Annotated in this window: 18 protein-coding genes; 6 read left to right on the top strand and 12 right to left on the bottom strand. The window is 59.4% G+C overall.

The features are described from left to right. Positions 1 to 10: 10 nt before the first annotated feature. Positions 11 to 1,207, top strand: coding sequence for a thiolase family protein (locus AC0V6V_RS01855; RefSeq protein ID WP_486163785.1), 1,197 nt, complete (start codon positions 11 to 13; stop codon positions 1,205 to 1,207). After that, positions 1,207 to 1,650 carry a hypothetical protein gene (locus tag AC0V6V_RS01850; RefSeq protein ID WP_486163784.1) on the top strand — a complete coding sequence of 148 codons (444 nt, stop codon included), beginning with the start codon at positions 1,207 to 1,209 and terminating at the stop codon, positions 1,648 to 1,650. The genes AC0V6V_RS01855 and AC0V6V_RS01850 overlap by 1 nt, the downstream gene beginning before the upstream one ends. Positions 1,651 to 1,660: 10 nt before the next feature. On the opposite strand, the gene AC0V6V_RS01845 is transcribed toward AC0V6V_RS01850, so the two are convergent. Next, entirely contained in the window at positions 1,661 to 2,143 is a 483-nt protein-coding gene (locus AC0V6V_RS01845; protein WP_486163783.1) for an SH3 domain-containing protein, read from the bottom strand. 82 nt (positions 2,144 to 2,225) lie between these two features. On the opposite strand from AC0V6V_RS01845, the gene AC0V6V_RS01840 reads away from it, so the two are divergent. Together AC0V6V_RS01840 and AC0V6V_RS01835 are read left to right on the top strand one after the other, a co-directional pair. Continuing rightward, positions 2,226 to 3,248: a 2-hydroxyacid dehydrogenase gene (locus AC0V6V_RS01840; RefSeq protein WP_486163782.1), complete on the top strand. Its 1,023-nt coding sequence runs from the start codon at positions 2,226 to 2,228 to the stop codon at positions 3,246 to 3,248. Positions 3,249 to 3,388: 140 nt separating this feature from the next. Next, on the top strand, positions 3,389 to 4,705 hold the full coding sequence (locus tag AC0V6V_RS01835) for an ammonium transporter (protein ID WP_486166391.1): 1,317 nt from the start codon (positions 3,389 to 3,391) through the stop codon (positions 4,703 to 4,705). Between the two features lie 16 nt (positions 4,706 to 4,721). Here the strand turns inward: AC0V6V_RS01835 and AC0V6V_RS01830 are convergent, their stop codons facing one another. From AC0V6V_RS01830 to AC0V6V_RS01805, 6 genes are all read right to left on the bottom strand, one after another. Next, positions 4,722 to 5,810, bottom strand: a complete 1,089-nt coding sequence (locus AC0V6V_RS01830) for an esterase/lipase family protein (protein WP_486163780.1) — start codon at positions 5,808 to 5,810, stop codon at positions 4,722 to 4,724. Positions 5,811 to 5,819: 9 nt separating this feature from the next. After that, positions 5,820 to 6,281, bottom strand: a complete 462-nt coding sequence (locus AC0V6V_RS01825; RefSeq protein ID WP_486163779.1) for a GNAT family N-acetyltransferase — start codon at positions 6,279 to 6,281, stop codon at positions 5,820 to 5,822. A gap of 10 nt (positions 6,282 to 6,291) precedes the next feature. Further along, the gene (locus AC0V6V_RS01820) at positions 6,292 to 7,080 is read right to left on the bottom strand and encodes an enoyl-ACP reductase FabI (RefSeq protein WP_486163778.1); all 789 of its coding nucleotides are present in this window, start codon (positions 7,078 to 7,080) and stop codon (positions 6,292 to 6,294) included. Between the two features lie 45 nt (positions 7,081 to 7,125). Continuing rightward, positions 7,126 to 8,355 (bottom strand): beta-ketoacyl-ACP synthase I, encoded by a 1,230-nt coding sequence (gene fabB, locus AC0V6V_RS01815; RefSeq protein ID WP_486163777.1) that lies wholly within the window; start codon positions 8,353 to 8,355, stop codon positions 7,126 to 7,128. A gap of 25 nt (positions 8,356 to 8,380) precedes the next feature. Further along, complete coding sequence (fabA, locus tag AC0V6V_RS01810; protein WP_472645223.1) at positions 8,381 to 8,890, bottom strand: bifunctional 3-hydroxydecanoyl-ACP dehydratase/trans-2-decenoyl-ACP isomerase; 510 nt, start codon at positions 8,888 to 8,890, stop codon at positions 8,381 to 8,383. 300 nt (positions 8,891 to 9,190) lie between these two features. Further along, positions 9,191 to 9,922: a class I SAM-dependent methyltransferase gene (locus tag AC0V6V_RS01805; protein WP_486163776.1), complete on the bottom strand. Its 732-nt coding sequence runs from the start codon at positions 9,920 to 9,922 to the stop codon at positions 9,191 to 9,193. Positions 9,923 to 10,011: 89 nt separating this feature from the next. Here AC0V6V_RS01805 and AC0V6V_RS01800 point away from each other — a divergent pair, with 89 nt between their 5' ends. After that, entirely contained in the window at positions 10,012 to 10,602 is a 591-nt protein-coding gene (locus AC0V6V_RS01800; protein WP_486163775.1) for a hypothetical protein, read from the top strand. Positions 10,603 to 10,623: 21 nt separating this feature from the next. Here the strand turns inward: AC0V6V_RS01800 and prfB are convergent, their stop codons facing one another. The 3 genes from prfB to AC0V6V_RS01785 form a co-directional block, all read right to left on the bottom strand. Continuing rightward, on the bottom strand, positions 10,624 to 11,751 hold the full coding sequence (gene prfB / locus AC0V6V_RS01795; RefSeq protein ID WP_486163774.1) for a peptide chain release factor 2: 1,128 nt from the start codon (positions 11,749 to 11,751) through the stop codon (positions 10,624 to 10,626). A 101-nt stretch (positions 11,752 to 11,852) separates the two neighbouring features. Beyond that, entirely contained in the window at positions 11,853 to 14,360 is a 2,508-nt protein-coding gene (locus AC0V6V_RS01790) for a penicillin-binding protein 1A (RefSeq protein ID WP_486166169.1), read from the bottom strand. A gap of 116 nt (positions 14,361 to 14,476) precedes the next feature. Then, positions 14,477 to 15,361: an N-acetylmuramoyl-L-alanine amidase family protein gene (locus AC0V6V_RS01785; RefSeq protein WP_486163773.1), complete on the bottom strand. Its 885-nt coding sequence runs from the start codon at positions 15,359 to 15,361 to the stop codon at positions 14,477 to 14,479. Between the two features lie 456 nt (positions 15,362 to 15,817). Here AC0V6V_RS01785 and AC0V6V_RS01780 point away from each other — a divergent pair, with 456 nt between their 5' ends. Continuing rightward, positions 15,818 to 18,544: an Rne/Rng family ribonuclease gene (locus AC0V6V_RS01780; protein WP_486163772.1), complete on the top strand. Its 2,727-nt coding sequence runs from the start codon at positions 15,818 to 15,820 to the stop codon at positions 18,542 to 18,544. Between the two features lie 61 nt (positions 18,545 to 18,605). Here AC0V6V_RS01780 and AC0V6V_RS01775 read toward each other — a convergent pair whose 3' ends face one another. Together AC0V6V_RS01775 and AC0V6V_RS01770 are read right to left on the bottom strand one after the other, a co-directional pair. After that, the gene (locus tag AC0V6V_RS01775) at positions 18,606 to 19,241 is read right to left on the bottom strand and encodes a class I SAM-dependent methyltransferase (RefSeq protein WP_486163771.1); all 636 of its coding nucleotides are present in this window, start codon (positions 19,239 to 19,241) and stop codon (positions 18,606 to 18,608) included. Positions 19,242 to 19,312: 71 nt separating this feature from the next. Then, on the bottom strand, positions 19,313 to 20,728 hold the full coding sequence (locus AC0V6V_RS01770; protein ID WP_486163770.1) for a hypothetical protein: 1,416 nt from the start codon (positions 20,726 to 20,728) through the stop codon (positions 19,313 to 19,315). Between the last annotated feature and the right edge of the window lie 224 nt (positions 20,729 to 20,952).

The raw sequence follows: 20,952 nt of genomic DNA, 5'->3' as shown, positions 1-20,952 counted from the left end.
GGAACCCCAAATGGCTCAATTCTCCGCCAATGATCCGATCGTCATTCTCTCTTATGCGCGCACGCCAATGGGCGGAATGCAGGGCGCGCTAGCCGATGTTTCAGCGACGGATCTTGGTGCGACTGCGGTTAAAGCTGCGGTGGAGCGTTCGGGCGTGAACGGCGAAGATTTTGACCGTGCTTATATGGGCTGCGTCTTGCCCGCCGGTTTGGGGCAGGCCCCTGCCCGCCAAGCCGCGATCAAGGCTGGCCTGCCGAAAACTGTGCAGGCAACCACGGTCAACAAGGTCTGCGGCTCTGGCATGCAGACAGTGATCATGGGCAGCGAGGCCCTGGCATCGGGCGCGATCGATATGGTGGTCGCCGGCGGAATGGAGAGCATGACCAATGCGCCCTACCTGCTGAAGAAGCATCGCTCTGGCGCCCGTTTGGGCCATGATACGACCTATGACCACATGTTCCTCGACGGGCTGGAAGATGCCTATGAGGAAGGCCGCGCGATGGGCACTTTCGCTCAGGACACGGCGAACGATTATCAAATGACCCGCGAGGAGATGGACGAATTTTCCATCGAGAGCCTGCGCCGCGCCAATGCCGCGATTGAAAACGGCGCGTTTGGCGATGAAGTTGTGCCGGTAACGTTCAAGACCCGCAAAGGCGATGTCACCGTCGACACCGACGAGGCCCCCGGCAAGGGCCGCCCGGACAAGATCCCGCAATTGCGCGCAGCCTTTGCCAAAGACGGCACGATCACGGCGGCAACCTCCAGCTCCATCTCTGACGGCGCGGCAGCGGTTGTTCTGACCCGCGAAAGCGTGGCGGCGGAGAAAGGCGCGACACCGGTCGCAAAGATTGTCGCCATGGCCGCCCATGCGCGCGAGCCGAAGGATTTCACCATCGCGCCGATTGGAGCAATCGAAAAAGTGCTCAGCAATGCGGGTTGGTCGGTTGACGATGTTGAACTGTGGGAAGTGAACGAGGCGTTTGCCTGCGTGGCCATGTTCGCGATGCGCGACCTTGGCATTGATCACGCGAACATCAACGTGAACGGTGGCGGCACGGCCCTGGGTCACCCCATCGGCGCCAGCGGCACCCGGATCATTGTTACGCTGCTCAATGCGCTCAAAAAGCAAGGCAAGACAAAGGGTGTTGCCAGCCTGTGCATCGGCGGCGGTGAAGCAACCGCCGTTGCGGTTGAGATCGTTTGATGCAGTTTCGCAAAGTCGCCGCTTGTGTCGCTCTGCCAGCGCTGATCACGCTTAGCGCTTGCGGCGAGACGGCGAGCGGCGGCGCGGACGATACGGAGGTCAGCGGTGAAGCAGCCGAGGCCCCTGCCCGCGCTGAAACCGCCGATGCTCCCGGCTTTGTGATGGTCCCTGGCCTCTATGCCATTGGTAGCAATGGCACGATCTACGCCAAGACGAAGCTGGACGCGGACGGAACCTATGTAGACTACAATCCGCAGAATGTCCGGGTTGGTAGCGGGACTTGGGATGTCGATGGCGCGTCATTCTGCTTCAACCCGCGCGGGGAAGACGGCGAGGTTCGAGAGAAGCGTTGCTGGGATAATGATGCGGCCAATGCTGATGGCAGCTTCACCACAACGCTATCAGACGGCAGCGAAAGCTATGAGATCACGCCGCTGGAATAGCGCGGGCCGGTCAGGGCGCGCCGGTACCCCATAGGCGGTCTTCCGGTGCCCAACCCTTGCGCCCGGCAATATCGAGCTCACACCAACCGGCTTCGCATTCTCCCAGCCTGCCGACATTGCCCGGCATGGCCCGCCATCTGAGCGCAGATGTGGCGCTGGCGGAGGCACGCAGGTCAATCGCCCCCTCGCCGATAATCATGGCCGTGCGCGCGGCGCTCAGCAGGCTACGCGTGACCCAGCCTTGCTGGCCATCAGGGTCTTCAATCAAGCGCCAGCCTTCGCGTAGGCGGATGACTTTGATCGGCAGGCCTTTGCGTTTGTAGACCCATTCAATCGGGTAATCGACGCTCGGCCCGACCCGCATATTGACCCGCTCAGAATCAATCGAAGCCCAATAGGGCGTCTCGCGGTCCTGCGCATTCAGCGGGGCGCCAAGGGGCACCAGAGCGAGCAGGCCCAGCGCGGCAAAGACAGAGACAACAAATCGTTTCATAACAGCTCCATCCATAGCTTCATTGGGCACGCGGCTTCAAGCGCGCTTGACCTGTGCGCCCACAAGCCATTAGCCCTAACCCATGCCAAATGAACCTGCGCAGACCCAGCGCCGCAATGCGCGCGAAATGAAAGTGGTGGTGACCCGCCAGCTGATGCCTTCTGTGGAGGCGCGGATGAGCGAGCTGTTCGATTGCCAGCTCAACACCACTGACGAGCCAATGAGCCGCGAGGCTTTGATCGAGGTGATGAAGGCCTGCGATGTGCTGGTGCCAACGGTGACCGACCGGATTGATGCAGATATGATCGCGGAGGCTGGCGGGCAGCTGGGCCTGATCGCTAGTTTCGGTGCGGGGATTGAGCATATTGATCTGGCGGCTGCGGCGGCGCGCAAGATTTTCGTCACCAACACGCCGGGTGTCTTCACCGATGACACCGCCGATATTGCGATGGCAGGGATTATCGGTGTGCCGCGGCGCATTCGTGAAGGCACGGCTTTGGTCCGGCGCGGCGAATGGACTGGATGGGCGCCATCCGGGCTGCTGGGGCGCAAGCTCGGCGGAAAGACGCTTGGAATTGTCGGCATGGGCCGGATTGGCCAGGCGGTCGCACACCGCGCGCGCGCTTTCGGGCTGGAGATCGCCTATAACAATCGCAAGCGTTTGCCAGAGGCGATTGAGAAGATGTTTGGAGCGCGCTTCGTCGAACAGCTCGACGATTTGCTGACTCAGGCCGATATCGTGACCCTCCACAGCCCGCTGACCGATGAGACGCGCAATATGCTTGATGCCCGGCGCTTTGCTTTGATGAAGCCGGGTGCAAGTGTGATCAACACGGCTCGCGGGGAATTGATTGATCAAGAAGCGTTGATCGAGGCGCTTTACAGCGGCCATCTCGCCGGTGCGGGCCTGGACGTTTATCCCGATGAGCCGAACGTGGACAAACGCCTGCTCCAGCACCCGAATGTTATGACCCTGCCCCATATTGGCAGCGCGACGGCGGAAGGGCGCGAGGCCTCTGGCGAGAAGGTAATCGCCAATATCCGCTTCTGGGCCGATGGGCACCGCCCGCCTGATCAAGTGCTGGAGGCACTGATCGCCCAATAATTGCGCAATGATCGCCCAATGATCGCTGGGTAACTGCAATTAATGCCATTGATATTGTGCGCGGATTGAAACAAAGCGCGTGCAAAGGGATCAAATTGAGCAATGACCGTAACAAAATGCGGCATTGGGGGGACATTAGGATGCTGCGCAAGGCGCTTTCACTCATCGTTGCGGCGGGTCTGGCCGCGCCGCTTTCGGCCCAAGAGGCTGTGCAAGCCGCGGCGCCAGCTGCTGTGGTGCCGGACACGGGCGACACCGCATGGATTTTGGCCTCTTCCGCCTTGGTGCTGCTGATGACCCTGCCGGGTCTGGCCCTGTTTTACGGCGGCCTGGTGCGCTCTAAAAACCTGCTCTCGGTCGTCCTGCAATGCGGCGCGATTGCCGCGCTTGCTTCCGTTTTATGGGTGATCGCTGGATATACTGTCGCCTTTGGTCAGGTGACGACTGGCTGGATGGGTGCTGGCAACGCCTTGATGTTCGACAATTTGGGCACGGTGCGCGATGGCACTTTCGTGCCGGAAAGCACATTTGCGCTGTTCCAGATGACTTTCGCGGTGATCACCCCCGCGCTGATGGTAGGCGCATGGGTTGAACGCGCGCGCTTTGCATGGGTGCTGGCATTTTGCGGGCTTTGGGGCCTCGTCGTCTACGCGCCGGTTGCGCACTGGCTGTGGGGCGGCGGTTGGCTCGCAAGCCAGTTTGGCACGCTCGACTTTGCGGGCGGCCTTGTGGTGCACACCACCGCGGGTGTCTCGGCTCTGCTGGTCGCGATGCTGCTGGGCAAGCGAGACGGCTTTCCAAAGAAGCTGATTATGCCGCACGCTCCGGCGCTGACCATGGTGGGCGCGGCTCTGCTTTGGGTGGGCTGGTTCGGGTTTAACGGCGGCTCTGCCCTGGGCGCGAATGACAACGCTTCCTCAGCCATCATCAACACGCATATTGCCGCCAGTGCAGCCGCGCTAACCTGGTTGCTGGTTGAACGGCTCGCGCTCGGTAAGCCGACCACGATTGGCTGGGCGACGGGCGCGATCGCGGGCCTTGCCACGATCACTCCAGCGGCAGTGTTTGTCTCACCGGGGGCAGCGATCCTGTTCGGTGTGGCGGGCTCTCTGGTTTGTTACGGCGCGATCCAGCTGATTAAGCTGAAATGGCACATTGACGATTCGCTCGATGTGTTCGCGGTTCACGGCGTGGGCGGATTGCTGGGCACTATGCTGCTCGCGGTGTTCCTCGCCCCAGAGCTTGGCGGAACAGGCTACTTCCCCGGCATGGACATGGGCAGCCAGCTGCTCGCACAATTCGTCGGTGTTGGCGCGGTTGCCTTGTGGAGCGCGATTGGCACGGCGATCCTTGCGCTGATGGTTTCCGCATTCTTCCCAATGCGCGTCAAACAGGATGAAGAGATCGAAGGCCTGGATGTGACCAGCCACGGAGAGCGCGCCTGGGACATCGACTAGCGGGCTTGGTGAAGGGTTAGAGCGCGTCCAAAGCGCGGCTGATCTTCACCCATTCCGATTTGATATGATCGTGCATGATGACGCGCGGCCGCGCCTGCGTCTCGGGTGTTTTGCGGCTTGCGAGTACGCGTTCGAGCACGAATTCCTCAGGCCACCCAGCCCATTCGCCCGCGACATCAAGTAAATTGAATGAGAACGCTGGCTCCACCTCGCAGCGGTAGATCGTCTCCAACTCCTCCTTGGAATAGCCGGCGCCCGCAATCATCTCCGCGATGCGAAAATAGTGATGCTCGTCGAGTTCGGTATCTAGGAACGTGTCCGACAGCACCGTCCAAACGGGCAGCCTGCGGGCGATCTCTTCGTCCGTCAAAACAGGCAGCTGGGCCAAGGCGAGTGCCGAGGGCGCGCCGTCACGCATTTCCTCGCGCAGGATACCCACCAGCTCGCGGATCGCGCGGCGCGATGAGGCGAGCTCGAGATGCTTGTAAGGCAGCTCAATCCGCAGGTCCGATTGCTCTGGCGTTCCGGCGGTGCATTCAGGATGGATCACCCCATCCCTGCTCGACCAAATTGCCAGAGTGCGGACCGGCGGCTTGACCGACAAATCTTCGTCAAACGGCGGGTTATCGACGCTGTGATCGTTCATTGCCTCATACAGACGCCAGGCATTGTTTGCCCGGCTGTCGCCTGAGAACGGCGATCCCAATGTCACGGCCAGATCAATGTGATGCGGCAAGCGATGCGCCAGCAAACGCGCGTAAAGCCCGCCAAGGCTCCAGCCAATCACGACGATCTTTTGCGCGGCCTGATCTGACAGTCTTGCAACGTGATCTTCCACGGCGGTGATGCGCGCTGGCGTCACCTTGGTGTTGAGACCATTTTCCCAGCCATGCGCGTCAAACCCGGCCTGCCGCAAGTTTGCGATCAGCAGCGCGGTCGCGGCATTGTTCGATAGCATTCCGGGAATGACCAGAGCGGTTTTGCCGTTCGCAAATGGCTCCATCGGATCGGGTGAACGCAGCGGAGCGACAAAGACCTTAGGCAAAGCCAAGAGCTCGCTGGCGAGGCTCAGAAAGCCGGGGCGTGGAGGTTTGGCTTCCGTCACTGAGTGTCCTCACTCAGCGCTCAAAGACAGGGCGTAGAATTTGTTGAAGGCCGTTAGAGTGTAGCCAGCAAAGGTCTCGCATGGGACAAATCCGAAGCTTTTGTACAGCCCGACCGCTGCTTCAAAAACCTCACCATCGCCCGTTTCGAGTTTGATCTGCGAGAAGCCTAATTCCCGGGCGCGGCTGATCAAATGCTCCAGCATCGCCTTGCCTGCGCCCGTCCCCCGCGCTTTGGGATGAGCGCGCATGGATTTGATCTCTCCATAGCCATCATGCTGCTTCAAGGCTCCGATGGATAGCAACGCCTTGCCTTCCCAAGCGGAGAAAACCTCAATCCCCGGGGCTTTTAAGCCGGATAGGTCGAGAACATGGCAGGTGCCCGGCGGAGAGAATTCTTGCATCTCGCCATGATGCAGCTCGAGCAGCGCGATCACATCTGGTTCGCTCAGGTCTGTAGAACGAATGATCATCAATCGCCGATCACAAATTGTCGAGTTGAGGCATGCCCAGAACGTGGAAGCCGCCATCGACGTGGATGATCTCGCCCGTCGTGAACGCGCCAGCATCGCTGCACAAATAGACCGCCGTGCCGCCCACCGCCTCAAGCGTCGCATTGCTGCGCATCGGGGCATTGGTGTCTGTGTGACGATAGGTTCTGCGCGCGCCGCCAATCGCCGACATGGCCAGCGTCTTCATTGGGCCAGGGCTGATCGTGTTAACGCGAATGCCCTCTGGGCCGAGGTCGTCGGCCAGATAGCGAACCGCCGATTCTAGTGCCGCTTTTGCCACGCCCATCACGTTGTAATTGGGTGTAACGCGGGTTGAACCCATATAGCTGAGCGTCAGGATCGTCCCGCCATTTTCCACCATCATCGGATGCGCGCGGCGCGTCACCTCGATCAGGCTGTAGGCGGAAATATCCATGCAGTTTTTGAAGTTATCGCGCGAGGTATCGAGGAACCGCCCGGTCAGCTCCGACTTGTCGGAAAAGGCGATCGCGTGGACCACGAAATCGAGCGTGTCCCAGCGTTCTTGCAAAGCGGCAAAGGCCGCATCCAATGAAGTGTCATCAGTCACATCGACATCAAGCATGACGTCCGAGCCGACGCTCTGCGCAAGCGGCTCCAACCTTTTGCCAAACCCCTCACCTTGATAGGTGAAGGCCAGTTCAGCACCCGCGTCGGCGCAGGCCTTGGCAATGCCCCAGGCGATTGAGCGATCATTCGCGACGCCCATCACAAGTCCGCGTTTTCCCGTAAGGACGCCCATGCCTATCTTACCTCACCTATTGGCAGACTATCCTGCGCTAAATTCTCACCCGTGAAATTTCGACATCAACATCGAACCATTGGTGCCGCCAAATCCGAAGCTATTGGTCATAACCGTATCAAGCCCGGCGTTTTCGACCAATTGTGTCGCGATCTCTGCCGGTTTCAATGCCGGATCGAGCGTTTCCACGTTGATCGACGGAATGATGAAATCATGCTCCAACGCGAGCAGACAATAGATTGCCTCTTGCGCGCCGGTGGCCCCTTGGCTGTGGCCTGTCATCGATTTGGTTGAGCTAACCGGCGGAGTGGTGCCTTCGCCAAACACGCGGCGGACCGCTTCGATTTCGCCAACATCGCCGACCGGTGTGGACGTGCCGTGGGCATTGATATAGCTGACTTTGCGGTCTTCGCCGAGGGTCTTGATGGCGCCGCGCATCGCTCGCTCGCCGCCCTCACCCGATGGCGCAACCATGTCCGCACCATCCGAAGTGGCGCAGAAGCCGGTGACTTCGGCATAAATCTTAGCGCCGCGTGCCTGCGCATGTTCAAGGCTTTCGAGCACGACCATCGCGCCGCCGCCGCCAATCACAAATCCATCGCGGTCTGCGTCAAAGGCCCGGGAGGCTCGCTCCGGCGTGTCGTTATACTTGCTCGACATCGCGCCCATGGCGTCAAACAGGCAGGACAATGTCCAATCCAGCTCTTCGCCGCCGCCGCCAAACATGACGTCTTGCTGGCCCAATGCGATCTGTTGAGCCGCCATGCCGATGCAGTGTAGCGAGGTGGAACAAGCCGAGGTGATCGAGAAGTTCATGCCCTTGATCTGATAGGCCGTCGCGAGGTTCGCACTGACCGTAGAGGACATGGTCTTGGGCACAGCAAACGGCCCAATCCGCTTTGTTGAACCGTTTTTGAGCACCGTCTGATGCGCCGTTAGCATGGCAGAGGTCGACGGCCCGCCCGATCCAGCAATCACGCCGGTCATCGGGTTGATAACGTCTTTCTCTTCCAGGCCTGCATCGGCAATCGCCTGTCCCATGGCGATATGCGCATAGGCGGCGCCCGGCCCCATAAAGCGCAAGGTGCGCTTGTCGACGTGCTCTTTCACATCGAGGTCCACCGAACCTGCGACTTGAGAGCGAAAGCCGTGTTCGGCCATGTCTTCGTTGAAGCTGATGCCAGATTTGCTCGCCTTCAGCGAGGCCAGCACTTCTGCTTGATTGGTGCCAATCGAGGAAACGATCCCCAGTCCAGTAATGACGACGCGACGCATGATTTTCCCCTATCGTCTCCGGGCCTTAGGCCTCTGAGAGCGCAACTTTCATATCTTTAACTTGATAGATGACCTCACCATCAGCCTCTACCCGGCCATCGGCTACACCCATCGTCAAACGCCGCGATTGCATCGCCTTTGTGAAATCCACGAAATAGGTGAGCTTCTTACGATCAGGCCGCACCATTCCGGTGAGCTTCACTTCGCCCACGCCCAGCGCATAGCCGCGCCCTTGCCAGCCGCGCCAACCAAGATTGAAGCCGGTGAGCTGCCACAGGCCATCGAGACCAAGACAGCCGGGCATGATCGGATTGCCTGGAAAATGGCAGTCGAAGAACCACAGGTCTGGTTTGATATCAAATTCGGCCACCACATGACCCTTGCCATGCTCCCCGCCGTCGCCGGAGATATCGGTGATCCGGTCCATCATCAGCATTGGAGGTTCTGGCAATTGCGCATTACCTGGGCCGAACAATTCGCCCCGCGCGCATTTGAGCAGATCTTCACGGTCAAAGCTGGTTGGAAAATCTGTCATCCCGGGCGGTACTCCTAACCTTTTGGCATTGTGATCGCGGCAGCGCGTAGCACCCCGCATGGTTGAATTAAAGAGCGCAAGGCCGCCCGGTTAACGCCTACATGAAGTTCGCGGGATCGATCTTCGCCGCTCGCGCGGCGGATGGCCCAAGTCCCCTAAACAATGAAAGCTCCCCAGCGAGGTTCCCCACGCGCTTTTCACTGCCGAGTGTACGGTCGCGCGCGGTGCAACACAATGTCACATTTTGCCTGCTACCGCCGACTATCCCCGGAAGTCCGCACGGTTTAAGCGCTTCGGCGCCTATTTCTTGTTCAGGCTACAGGCCTCTATCTCGCTAGGCTCTGGCCTTGTGTCTGCCCGCTCAAAGCGCGCGAAATATCCTTTGATATCCGGCTTCTCGAGGAATTCCATTAGGCGGTATCCCGCCGCGTCAAATTCGCAGAACAGCAATTTGGGCGGCATGCCGTGGCGATCTGTGGGTCGGTCGGTATCCACGACGATCACTTGCCCGCCCTCTGCCACTGCAGGCCACAGCCGCCAGAGGAAGGCATAAGGCTCGCTGACCTCGTGATACATGTGGACCAGAAAGATGCGGTCAAAGCTGCTGTTGGGCAATTGTGGATCATCGACCTCGCCCAGCTTGATCGAGATGTTTTCCAGCCGTTCTTTCTCGACCCGCCGACCCAGCCGTTCCAAAGCATCGCGGTCAATATCTTGAGCCAGCACGCGGCCAGCCTCTCCCACGCGTTCGGCCAGGCGGACGGTGTAATACCCTTCGCCCGCGCCGATATCGGCGACCGTCATGCCCTCGCCAATATTGGCAAGGTCCATGACCTTTTGCGCCTCGCCGCGATCATCGCGCGCGTCCTCGTTAGAGAACTGGTTTGAGGTGATCGTTGAAACGGGCCTATCGGGCAGCGGAAACTCAAGTGCGCTTTCCGGCCTGTCGCTTTGCTCTGCTTGCGGTGTGCACGCAGCCAAGCCCAAGACAAGAGCCAGAGAGCCCAAGATTTGTGTTATACGGCTGTTCATCGTTCCGCGCGCTTACATATCCTGATGCAGAATGGCAAAAGCTGTGTCGCCGTGATCGGTGCTTTGGGCAAGTCTTGATAGGGGTTTTGATGTTTCAGCGGATAATTGTGTCTTTTGCGATGGTGCTCGGACTTTCCGGTTGTTGGCTGTCGCAAGAGCCTCTTTTCACCCCAGCTGACTACGCTGAGGTCGATCTCAACGGGCGTGTTTACAACACAAAGGATCATGACCGGCCATTGGGAGTGGGCCAAGAGGTCGTCAGCGTCGACCCTGATCGGCGGGTCAAACTGGTGCGAACAGCAGGCGAAAAATTCAACGAGAATGGCGAGGAGATTCGCGTCCGAGAAGAGACGCAGCATGTCGCATTCATTGAGATACCGAACACGCCGGATGGTTGGCATCTGCTACTGAATTTCGAGAAAGATGGGACGCTGGAGCGCCCCTATCTAATTGCGAATATTGAAGAAAATAGCTCGGTGAAAGTCTATTCCCCGCAATGTGCAGGGACGAAACCGAATGAGAACGTCGAACGGATCATGGACCGCCGGATAGAGATATGTGACTTCAAAACGCGTGACGCGCTGATGAGTGCGGCTCAGGATGTCGTTACTTTTCTAACGACGCCTCAACCGGTCCAGATCATTCCTGTCGCAGATTACCGCTTTTTGCCCGATTACTGATCTGGGCAGTGGTGCCCGACCTTACTCGACGTCTTCCACTTCGACCGTCTCACCCGTCACGCGCTGAGCGAGAGCGGCTGAGATGTAGGGATCAAGCGCGCCATCCAGCACATCGTCGGGCGAGCTTGAGGTAACGCCAGTGCGCAGGTCTTTGACCATCTGATAGGGTTGCAGCACGTAAGAGCGGATTTGGTGGCCCCAGCCGATGTCGCTTTTTTCTTGGTATTCGCCAGAAGCGACCGCTTCACGTTCGGCCATTTCGCGCTCAAATAGGCGCGCTTTCAGCATGTTCATCGCGGTTGCGCGGTTCTTATGCTGGCTGCGGTCGTTTTGGCTGGCGACGACAATGCCGGTTGGTTGGTGGGTGATCCGCACCGCGCTGTCGGTGGTGTTGACGTGCTGTCCGCCCGCACCTGATGCGCGGTAGGTGTCGATCTTGAGGTCGCCTTCGTTGATCTCAACCTCGAAATCATCATCGATCACCGGATAGACCCAGACCGAGCTGAAGGAGGTGTGGCGGCGCGCGTTGCTGTCATAAGGGCTGATCCGCACGAGGCGGTGAACGCCGCTTTCAGTCTTGGCATAGCCATAGGCGTTCTCGCCTTTGACCAGCAGGGTGGCCGATTTGATACCAGCGGCGTCGCCTGCCTGATATTCGACCGTCTCGATCTTATAGCCGCGCCGTTCGGCCCAGCGGCCGTACATGCGAAACAGCATTTCGGCCCAATCCTGGCTCTCCGTTCCGCCAGCTCCTGCGTGGATTTCGATATAGGTATCGTTGGCGTCCGCCTCGCCTGACAACAGCGCCTGCACCTTGTCAGCGTCCGCGCGGTCGGCGAGCTTCTCCAGGCTCTTTAGGCCATCATTGATGATATCCTCTTCGCCCTCGGCCTCGCCCATCTCGATGAACTCAATCGCATCGGCCATTTCAGAGGAAATATCGCGCACCGTCGCTACGGCGTTTTCCAGCGTCTTTTGCTCACGGCTGACCGCTTGCGCGTCCTTGGGATTGTCCCACAGGCTCGGGTCTTGGACCCGCGCGTTTAGCTCGTCCAGACGCCGCAAAGCGCGCTCCCAATCGAGCGACAGACGCACCAGATCAAGCGCAGCTTCGATCCGGTCGATATTGGCTTGCGCCTCTGCGCGCATGGCAAATCCTTTGCGGTGGTTGACGCGGCCCCGATTAACGGGCGGGCCGTGATTGTAAAGTTTGAGCGGGAATGGCGGCGGCGGAAAAAGCGGACGCGCCGCTAATACAGGCCGCCTTGTTCCTCGACGAAGTCCTCGACCTCGCCATCGCTGGATTCGGCCGCCTGAGCCGCGCTGCCCCGAGCGGATTTGATCAGCTCCAGGATTTCGTCACGCTTGGCCGCGACTTCGTCGGCACGGGTTGAACGCTCTGGCTCAGTGTCCGGCTTAAACGCCTCCCAGATAATGGCAGAGCGCTTGTCATTGGTTGGCCAGCCATCAAGCACACGCTTGCCCGAACGACGGTCCACCCGGACCATGCGCACGCCCGCTGGCGCGATTGCCGGAAGGTCAGACCATTTGTCGCGCGATTCGCGGATCAGGGTCTTGATAATCGGAGCCGCGATGGTGCCGCCCTGAGCGTAGCCGCCCATATTGCGCGGCGTATCGAAGCCCACGTAGGCACCCGCGATCAGCTCCTGCGTACCGCCGATAAACCAAACATCCTTTGGCCCGGTGGTCGTGCCGGTCTTACCAAACAATGGCAGGCCCAGATCGTTGAGAACGGTGGCGGTGCCGCGGTCAACAACGCCCTTAAGCATGTGCATGGTTTGAAACGCGGTGCGCGCGTCCATTGCTTGCTCACCCTTCAAGCCAAAGCGCGGCATCGGCTTGCCATCCCATTTCGGCATGTTGCAGCCATCGCATTTCCGATTGTCCGCGCGGTAAATCACCTTGCCATCGCGGTCCTGTACATAGTCGATCACGGTCGGATCATTCAGGCGCCCGTGATTGGCGAGCGCGGCATAGGCTGCGGTCATCTTCACCACGGTGGATTCGCCCGCGCCCAAAGCAAAGGCGGGATAGGGATCATAGCTGCCAATGCCCAGATCCTCGATCTGCTGAACGACATTGTCCATGCCGGCAGTCATGCCGATCTGAACGGTCATAATGTTCTGCGATTGCTCAAGGCCATAGCGCAGCGGAAACTCGCCCGCGCGCCCGCCGCGAATGCACTTCTCACCCAGACGGCGCCCCTGATAATAGCAATAGCGCGAGTTATCGATTTCCGTCGATGGAGTCATGCCGTGGTCCAGCCCGGTGGCATAGACGAACGGCTTGATCGTGGAACCCGGCTGACGTTCTGCTTGGGTGGCGCGATTAAAGTCAGACAGGCGATAATCGAACCCGCCTTGCATCGCGAGCACGCGGCCATATTGAGCGTTTTGAACCACGAGCCCGCCTTGAGCGTGGGGAATAGCCTGCACACGGTAACCATTGCCGCTCGGCACCACGGCGATCACGTCGCCTGCCTTCAAAGCGTTTGGCAAACCGCTCAGCGGTTTCTCTTCGCCATCGGAAAAGCCGATTGTCGCGCTGGAGCCGCTGCGATTGGTAACGACACCGACGCGCCAGTTTTCGTAATTGACGCTGATGTTAGAACTCGCGAGCTGCCTGTCCCACGGCCCGTCATCGAAATTGATGGTGGCAATCGGTCCGCTCCAACCCCGGCTACCATGATAGCGTACGAGGCCTTGGCGCAGAGCTTTGCGCGCGGCGTCCTGCATCTCTGGATCGAGCGAGGTGCGCACCCAAAGGCCGCCAGCATAGACGCTGTTCTCACCGTCTTCGGCGCTCTCGCCAAAGTCAGCGATCAACTTGCGGCGGACTTCTTCTAGGAAATAGCCTGCATCGACCGAACGCTGGCTGCGCTGGCGCACAAGGCCGAGCGGCTTGGCTTTGGCAGCGGCTTCTTCCTCAGCGGTGATAAAGCCGTTTTCTTCCATTTGGGAGAGGACGAAATCGCGTCGCTCCATTGCGCGATCTTCGTTGGCCGCGCGGCCATAGCGTTCCGGTGCCTTTGGCAGGATCGCGAGGAAGGCCATCTGATGCAATTCCAGATCGACTACATCGCGGTCAAAATAGGCGCGACTTGCCGCTTGCACTCCGAAGCTCCGGCGACCCAGAGGAATTTCGTTGAGGTACAGCTCAAGAATTTCCTGTTTGGTCATCACCCCTTCAATGCGGCTCGCAAGGATCATTTCTTTCAGCTTACGCGTGACAGAATACTCATCGCCCAGCAGCAGGTTTTTCGCCACTTGCTGAGTGATGGTGGAGCCGCCCACCGCGCGGTCGCCCGAGCCAAGCTTGCTGATGTAGTCGAATACAGCATTGGCCGTGCCGGTTACATCGACGCCGCCATGCGAGAAGAAGGTTTTGTCTTCGGCCGACAGATAGGCCTCAACCAGCTTTTCTGGGAAGTCTGGATATTGCAGCTGGACCCGGCGTTCGCGGGCGTAGGAATGCACAATCTCGCCATCGATCCCGCGCACCACGGTGGGCAGCGGGGTCTCATAGTCGAGCAGACCCTCGGCATCGGGCAGATCGCGCGCCAGGAACACCCAGCCAGCTACCCATGCAAGCAGCAGCATGATCAGGCCAAACGCGCCGAGCTTAAACAGCAGGCTCGATTTCCATTTCGCTTTGAACCAACCGCCCGCTGCGCTCAGGTCTCTGCCGAGGCGATAGCGGAAATATTCAAGCGATGTCTGTTGGGTGGACTCAGTCATAGTTGATCGCGTCTTAGCATGAGTGATTTTGCAGGCGCTAGCGTCTTGTGTCTGATTATCCGATGAACCTACGGCTTGTCGTCAGATTGCATCAGTTGGCGTCTTGGTCGGAGCGGCTATCTCTGCGCTCTGCGCGCGAAGTAAATGCGGATCGCGCGCGCCAAAACACGGGCGTAGGTCGCTCGGCCTTCTTCGGTGGTGAGGCGCGCACGGTCAGCCTGATTGGTGACAAAACCGCTTTCAAATAGAACCGAGGGCACGTCGGGAGCCCTAAGGACGGCCAGAGCAGCGGAGCGCTGAGGCGTGCTGACAAAGGCGAGTTCTCCCTCGCCTTCACGAACAATCAGTGAGGCGAGATCGGACGAGCTGTCCTGCGTCTGCTGCTGCGACAATTCGACCAGGATCGCGCTGACCTCTTCGCTCTGCCCTTCGATGGCTAGGCCGTTCACGCGGTCAGCATCGTTTTCACGCGCGGCGAACCGGGCAGCGGCTTCGCTCGAGGCTTCGGATGATAAAGTGTAAATGCTCGCGCCAGAGACATCGGTTGTGCCGCCAGCGGAATCGGCGTGGATCGAGACGAACAAGTCGGCGTTCAATTGCCGAGCGATCTCTGGCCGGTCGCCCAGCGGGACAATGCTGTCATCGCTGCGGGTCATGGCCACGCGGATACCGCCATCGGCCAGCAATTGATCGCGCAGCTCCAATGCTATTGCGAGCGTTACGTCCTTTTCGCGAACGACTTGGCCGTCGGGTGTCTCGCCAACCGCGCCGGGATCGCGCCCGCCATGCCCGGCATCGATGACGATCAACGGACGGGTCATATCATCGGGGCCGGTGATGTCGGGCAGAGCCAGCGGTCCGCCCTCCCCGCCCAGGCTAATGCGCTGAACATAGTCGCGGCCCAATTGAGGAACCGGTATTGTCACGCCCGCCGCGATCGCCCCGCCCACCAGCAAGGCCGGCAGCAGGATAACCATCAGGATCAGCGTACGCAGTGACATATCCATAATGGCGTAGTGTGTTGTGATAGGAGAACGCAATATGGTTGCGGCATCTAACCCACGATGCTAACAGGATTTCATCGAAAAATTGGCCGGCGCGGTGGGATAGCCCGGTGCGACTCGCCAATTTGTTCTCGACGCCTGGGCAGAACCCTTTTGCCAAGGCCACTTAACAGGTTGATGCAGTGACGAGACGCTTCTCCTCGCAATTCCAGTCGCAGCGCCCGGCGCTGGCGACGGTTTGTGCGAGCCGAAACGGGGGCCATGAATTTGGTCAATCCCGCACTCTTGCCGCAGCAGACACATTCATCAAACCCCGCGCAATTGGTGCTCGGGGATCCGATAAATCGACCGGCTCTAGCGATGTCTTCCAAGACATTTGGCGAGCCGTTTCATCATACAAATTGCGTTTTATGAGCGGCCACCGAGCCGCCATAGGCGCGTGGAGACAACATAATGGCAACGCGCATGCTAATCGATGCGCGCCACTCGGAAGAGACCCGGGTGGCGGTACTAAAAGGCAACCGGATTGAGGAGTTCGACTTTGAATCTGCCGAACACAAGCAGATCAAAGGCAATATCTATCTAGCGAAGGTTACGAGGGTTGAACCCTCATTGCAGGCGGCATTCGTCGACTTCGGCGGGAATCGTCATGGCTTCCTCGCTTTTAGCGAAATTCACCCGGACTATTATCAGATCCCTCAGGATGATCGGGAGCGTTTGCTCGCTGAAGAAGCGGAGGCCGCCGAAGAAGAAGCGCGCCTGCGCGCTGAGGAAGAGGATGAAGGTAACGTCCCCGGCGAGGAATATGACGCCGAGGACGAATCCGCTGAAGCTCTGGCAGAAGATCTCGCCGAAGACGGCATGGAAGAGATCGACACCTCTGAAAAAGACAAAGTCGCCACCATCGAAGAAGGCACCGTCGATGGCGATGACGACGATGATCACGACGACAGCTCAGACGATGACGCCGAGGATGGCGAGACATCTGACGAAGAAAACTCCGACGAAGACGACAAGCCGCGGCGCGGCCGCCGTGGACGCGGACGTGGTCGCCGCCGTCAGGGCGGAAAAGGCGACAACAAGAAAAGCCGCAGTCGCGCGAAAGAAGTCGATGAAGTGCGTGCCAAGCGTATGGCGCTGCGCCGCCGCTACAAGATCCAAGACGTTATCCAGCGCCGCCAGGTAATCCTGGTCCAGGTCGTGAAGGAAGAGCGCGGGAACAAGGGCGCTGCCCTCACCTCCTATCTCAGCCTTGCTGGCCGTTACACCGTGCTGATGCCGAACAGCTCGCACGGTGGCGGGATCAGCCGGAAGATCAATTCTTCGTCTGACCGTAAGCGTCTAAAGCAGGTCGTATCCGACCTCTCACTACCTAAGACAATGGGCCTGATCGTTCGGACCGCCGGCATCAGCCGCACCAAGACCGAGATCAAGCGTGACTTTGATTACCTTGCGCGTTTGTGGGACGAGATCCGTCAAAAGACGCTCTCCTCGACCGCGCCGTCGCTGGTCCATTCGGACAGCGACCTGATCAAGCGGGCGATCCGCGACATCTACAATCGCGAGATTGAAGAAGTGATCGTTGAGGGCGAGGAAGGCTATAAGTCGGCCAAGAGCTTCATGAAGATGCTCATGCCCAGCCACGCGCGCCGGGTGAAAGCCTATTCTGATCCGGTCCCTCTGTTCCAGCGTTACGGCGCAGAGGATCAGCTGCGGGCGATGTACGATCCGGTCGTTCAGCTCAAATCGGGCGGCTATCTGGTGATCAACCCGACCGAGGCTTTGGTCTCGATCGACATCAACTCCGGGCGCTCCACCAAAGAGCACGGCATTGAGCAGACCGCGGTTGCCACCAACCTAGAGGCGGCGCGCGAGATCGCCCGTCAATTGCGCCTGCGCGATATGGCTGGTTTGGTCGTGATCGACTTCATCGACATGGAATACAATTCCAATGTCCGCAAAGTCGAAAAGCAGATGAAGGAAGCTCTGAAGAGCGACCGCGCCCGTATCCAAGTGGGCCGTATCTCTGGCTTTGGTCTGATGGAAATGAGCCGCCAGCGTCTGCGCACCGGCGTGCTTGAAGCGACCACCCGCGAATGCCCGCACTGCGATGGCACGGGCCTGGTTCGCACCGCATCCTCCGCTGGCCTGTCGGCGCTTCGCATTATCGAAGACGAAGCAGCGAAGGGCAAAGGCACCATCATTCGCCTGTCTGCCAGCACGGAAGCGGCGGTTTACCTGCTTAACGCGAAACGCAGCGATCTCGCCGAGATTGAAGACCGTTACCGCGTGAATGTCGAAGTCGTCCCAGAAGGCGAAGACGAAGGCGCGAAGATGAGCGTGGCCAGTGCTGGCCCTCGACCAACGCACGCACCGAAATTTGAGCCCATCGTCGATGAAGATGAAGATGATGATCTGCCGGAAGAAAGCTTCGACGAAGGCGAAGATGATGACGACGCGCCAAAGAAGAAGCGCCGTCGCCGTCGCCGTGGTGGCCGGGGCCGCAACAAGAACCGTGACGAAAATCGCGGTGATGATGCAGCCAATGACGACAGCGAAGATGGCGAAGACAGCGATGGCGGGCGTGAAGCCTCCAATGACGATGATGGCGAAGACAAGCCAAAGCGTCGCCGCCGCCGCGGTGGCCGTGGTCGCCGCCGGAAAGAAGGCGACAACGCAGCCGAGGAGACTGCTGAGGGCGTAGAGGCAAGCTCAGACGAAGCGGAAGCGGCACCTGCTGACGATGCAGCGGCTGAAGAAGCGCCTGCGGAAGAGAAGCCAAAGCGCAAGCGCGCTTCGCGGGCGAAGAAGAAGGTTGAACCGGAAGCAGAGGTCGAAGCGGCACCAGCTGAAGAAGCTCCTGCAGATGAAACGCCTGCGGAAGAGAAGCCGAAGCGCAAGCGCGCATCACGGGCGAAGAAGAAGCCTGAGGAAACTGCAGCAGTGGCGGATGCTCCTGAGGCGGAAGCTGAAAAAGCACCTGCCAAGAAAAGGGCTCCTGCTAAGAAGAAGGCCCCGGCCAAACCGCGCGCCAAGAAAAAGCCTGCGGCCAAGGCTGATACTGAGGCTGCGGCAAGCGAAAGCGCGCCTGCTGAACCGAAAGCAGAGGTTGCTGAAGAAGCACCAGCTGCTGGCGGCAAGGCAAAGCGTGGCTGGTGGCAGCGGACATTTGGCGAGTAAATTCGCGCTCTAACTGAGTAAAATCAGTAAGATGACAGCAGTTGTAGGCCGGGGGTGATAACTACATCCCCGGCTTGCGCGCCACTCCCCACTCGTTCCACATCGCAAACTTGGGAGCCTTTGGCAGATAGCCCTGCCCATGCGGCTCCACGTCAAAACCCGCCCCGCGCAAGGCCGAACCGATAGGCCGTGTCAGGTGGCACCCGCCGGCAAGCCTTTTCCAGACAGGTTCAATTCGGTCCTGCCATTTGGCGACATCCGGGTCTGGCGCGCGTCCATGCTCCAAAAACAACACTTGCCCACCGGGTCTCAGGATGCGGCGCATTTCGGACATCACCTGAGCTGGGTCTTCGACCGTGCATAGGGTGAATGTGCAAACCACATTGTCGAACGAGCGGTCGGCAAAGGGGATTGCCTCGCCCACCCCTTCACGAATGTCAGCTGGCCAGCCTTTGGCCTCGGCAGCGGCTTTTGCTTGGTCTAGCAGCGCCCCATGCGGATCAATCCCGGCAAAGCTGGTGACGGCACCGCGATCATAAAACTGGTGGTTTAACCCGCCGCCGCAGCCCAGTTCAAACACATCACCGCGAGCGAGCGGCACGACCTTTGAGCGGCGTTTCATCACCTGGCCCTGCGCGCAGGCATAGCCGACCAAGCGCGGCATTATATGCGCATCATACCATTCTTGAACGGCCATCGGCACCCTCCCAAGACCAATAGGAGATCAGTGTACCGCAGTTTTATCAAAAGCCAATCATGCACTTGTGATCAGGCGAAGGTGAGCGTCTTTTCCCGCAATTTGTCTGCGACCAGCCCCAGATCATGCGCCAGTTGACGCTCAATTTCAGCCGGGCTCATATCAGCCCATGCGCTCATGATCGGCATGGACAGGCCAACGCGCAGAGTGCCGCCCCACCCGCCGTCCTTCCGTACGCATTTCACCGGTTGGCCAAGGCGCATGCCATCATGGGCCAGCTCTTTGTGAAGCGCCTGCGCATCATCAAAGGTACGCAGACCCGGCAGCATGCTGACATCAAGCGTCACCAAGGTGCGCATTTCAATAGGTAAATCGAGCTTAGCACCCTCGGCGGAGGTGAAGTTGGGCAGCACGCGCTTTACGCCCAGCGGCTCGATAAGTTGTGCTTCAAGCGCCGCCTCAAACGCCGCAATCATCGTCTCAACCCGCTCCGACGCGATCCGCTGAAACCGCTCGAGCTCGAACACAGCGGCTTCAAGACGAAGGGCCAGCGAGCGGTTCTTCCCCTCGCCTAATACTTCGGTGCCAGGCCAGCTGTCGGGGAATTCTGCCCGGTTGAAGATTTGTGCAAATCCTTGCGGCAGCGGTGCCGCTCTCGCGGCTACTGCGGAAGGCACAACGGCAAAGCCATTGAACGGCGGCGCGCCCATAAACTTCGATCCGGTCAGCAGAACGATGCAGCCGCGCTCAACATAGGCGGCAATCGCAGGGCTGGTGATGCGGGCTTGGCAGGCATCGACGACGAATGTCGCATGCTCTCCAAAACGCGCCTGTAGATCATCGAGATCGGTGAGGTCGGGCAGGACCAGCCCAGTCTTGGACCCATGGACGATGTGCACCAGAGCATGGCGATCTGAGGCTTTGGCAAGCTCAATTTCACTCGCGAGGCTCTGGGCGATCTCTGCGCTGGAGCAAGCAACACCTTGAGTGCAGCGGACCGGCACATCGACCAGGCTAATCGGGCAGCAACCCGCAACATCCTCTCGCGGGGTTGATGGAACGCCCAGCGCCGTCGCCTCAGCAAAATAGCGGCCATGGGCGGAGTGGATGCAGCCGCTGCCGATTTCATCGGCCCCCAGCAGGATATTGTGGATACCGCCGCGCGCCCGGCCATGTACGCTCGCAAGCGCAATATATTCCAGATCAGTCCCAGAGGCCGCGAATACAATCTCGCTAGTCTCAGACAAAGAATAGGCGGCTTTGATCCGGCGTCTCAGGCTATCGAGTTGGTCCGAATAGGTTGGGCAATCCTCTGCCGCTTCCAGCGCCAGGAGATGCGCAAAAGCAGGACCGGAAATATCGCTGACCGTCGAGGAGGAATAGGCCACCACATCGCGCGGATAGGGCGCAGAATGGTATTTGTTCAGGCCGGTCTCTGCCCGCAAGGTGATCCGCTCGTCCCCTCCAGAGGACAGCGCACTGACCAATGCGTCACATGCTGCGGTGCGATTGAGCCCATTATCGGGTCTGTTGTATTTTATCTTTGTAATGAGTGACCATTCCCGCAGTTTATTTAATGCAACCCAGCGTTGCTATATTCACGGTCATAAGCGATGGGAAGTGTATGGGCGCTGGACCGGTTGATACCTCGGGTAAGTTTTCCGCTGGCGCCGCCCGTCTCTCCACCGTAAATGCGCGGCTCCAAACCGCT

The sequence above is a fragment of the Erythrobacter sp. S249 genome (genome assembly GCF_057364975.1).
The sequence above is the reverse complement of the archived record's forward strand: the minus strand, read 5'-3'. Positions and strand labels throughout refer to the sequence as shown.

Excerpts from the sequence above, each read along its gene's own strand:
- AC0V6V_RS01780 (WP_486163772.1), top strand. The coding sequence starts at position 15,818 with ATGGCAACGCGCATGCTAATCGATGCGCGCCACTCGGAAGAGACCCGG.
- AC0V6V_RS01785 (WP_486163773.1), bottom strand. The coding sequence starts at position 15,361 with ATGTCACTGCGTACGCTGATCCTGATGGTTATCCTGCTGCCGGCCTTG.
- AC0V6V_RS01825 (WP_486163779.1), bottom strand. The coding sequence starts at position 6,281 with ATGATCATTCGTTCTACAGACCTGAGCGAACCAGATGTGATCGCGCTG.
- AC0V6V_RS01850 (WP_486163784.1), top strand. The coding sequence starts at position 1,207 with ATGCAGTTTCGCAAAGTCGCCGCTTGTGTCGCTCTGCCAGCGCTGATC.
- AC0V6V_RS01790 (WP_486166169.1), bottom strand. The coding sequence starts at position 14,360 with ATGACTGAGTCCACCCAACAGACATCGCTTGAATATTTCCGCTATCGC.
- AC0V6V_RS01820 (WP_486163778.1), bottom strand. The coding sequence starts at position 7,080 with ATGGGCGTCCTTACGGGAAAACGCGGACTTGTGATGGGCGTCGCGAAT.
- AC0V6V_RS01840 (WP_486163782.1), top strand. The coding sequence starts at position 2,226 with ATGCCAAATGAACCTGCGCAGACCCAGCGCCGCAATGCGCGCGAAATG.
- fabB (WP_486163777.1), bottom strand. The coding sequence starts at position 8,355 with ATGCGTCGCGTCGTCATTACTGGACTGGGGATCGTTTCCTCGATTGGC.
- AC0V6V_RS01775 (WP_486163771.1), bottom strand. The coding sequence starts at position 19,241 with ATGGCCGTTCAAGAATGGTATGATGCGCATATAATGCCGCGCTTGGTC.
- AC0V6V_RS01835 (WP_486166391.1), top strand. The coding sequence starts at position 3,389 with ATGCTGCGCAAGGCGCTTTCACTCATCGTTGCGGCGGGTCTGGCCGCG.
- AC0V6V_RS01855 (WP_486163785.1), top strand. The coding sequence starts at position 11 with ATGGCTCAATTCTCCGCCAATGATCCGATCGTCATTCTCTCTTATGCG.
- prfB (WP_486163774.1), bottom strand. The coding sequence starts at position 11,751 with ATGCGCGCAGAGGCGCAAGCCAATATCGACCGGATCGAAGCTGCGCTT.
- fabA (WP_472645223.1), bottom strand. The coding sequence starts at position 8,890 with ATGACAGATTTTCCAACCAGCTTTGACCGTGAAGATCTGCTCAAATGC.
- AC0V6V_RS01805 (WP_486163776.1), bottom strand. The coding sequence starts at position 9,922 with ATGAACAGCCGTATAACACAAATCTTGGGCTCTCTGGCTCTTGTCTTG.
- AC0V6V_RS01845 (WP_486163783.1), bottom strand. The coding sequence starts at position 2,143 with ATGAAACGATTTGTTGTCTCTGTCTTTGCCGCGCTGGGCCTGCTCGCT.
- AC0V6V_RS01800 (WP_486163775.1), top strand. The coding sequence starts at position 10,012 with ATGTTTCAGCGGATAATTGTGTCTTTTGCGATGGTGCTCGGACTTTCC.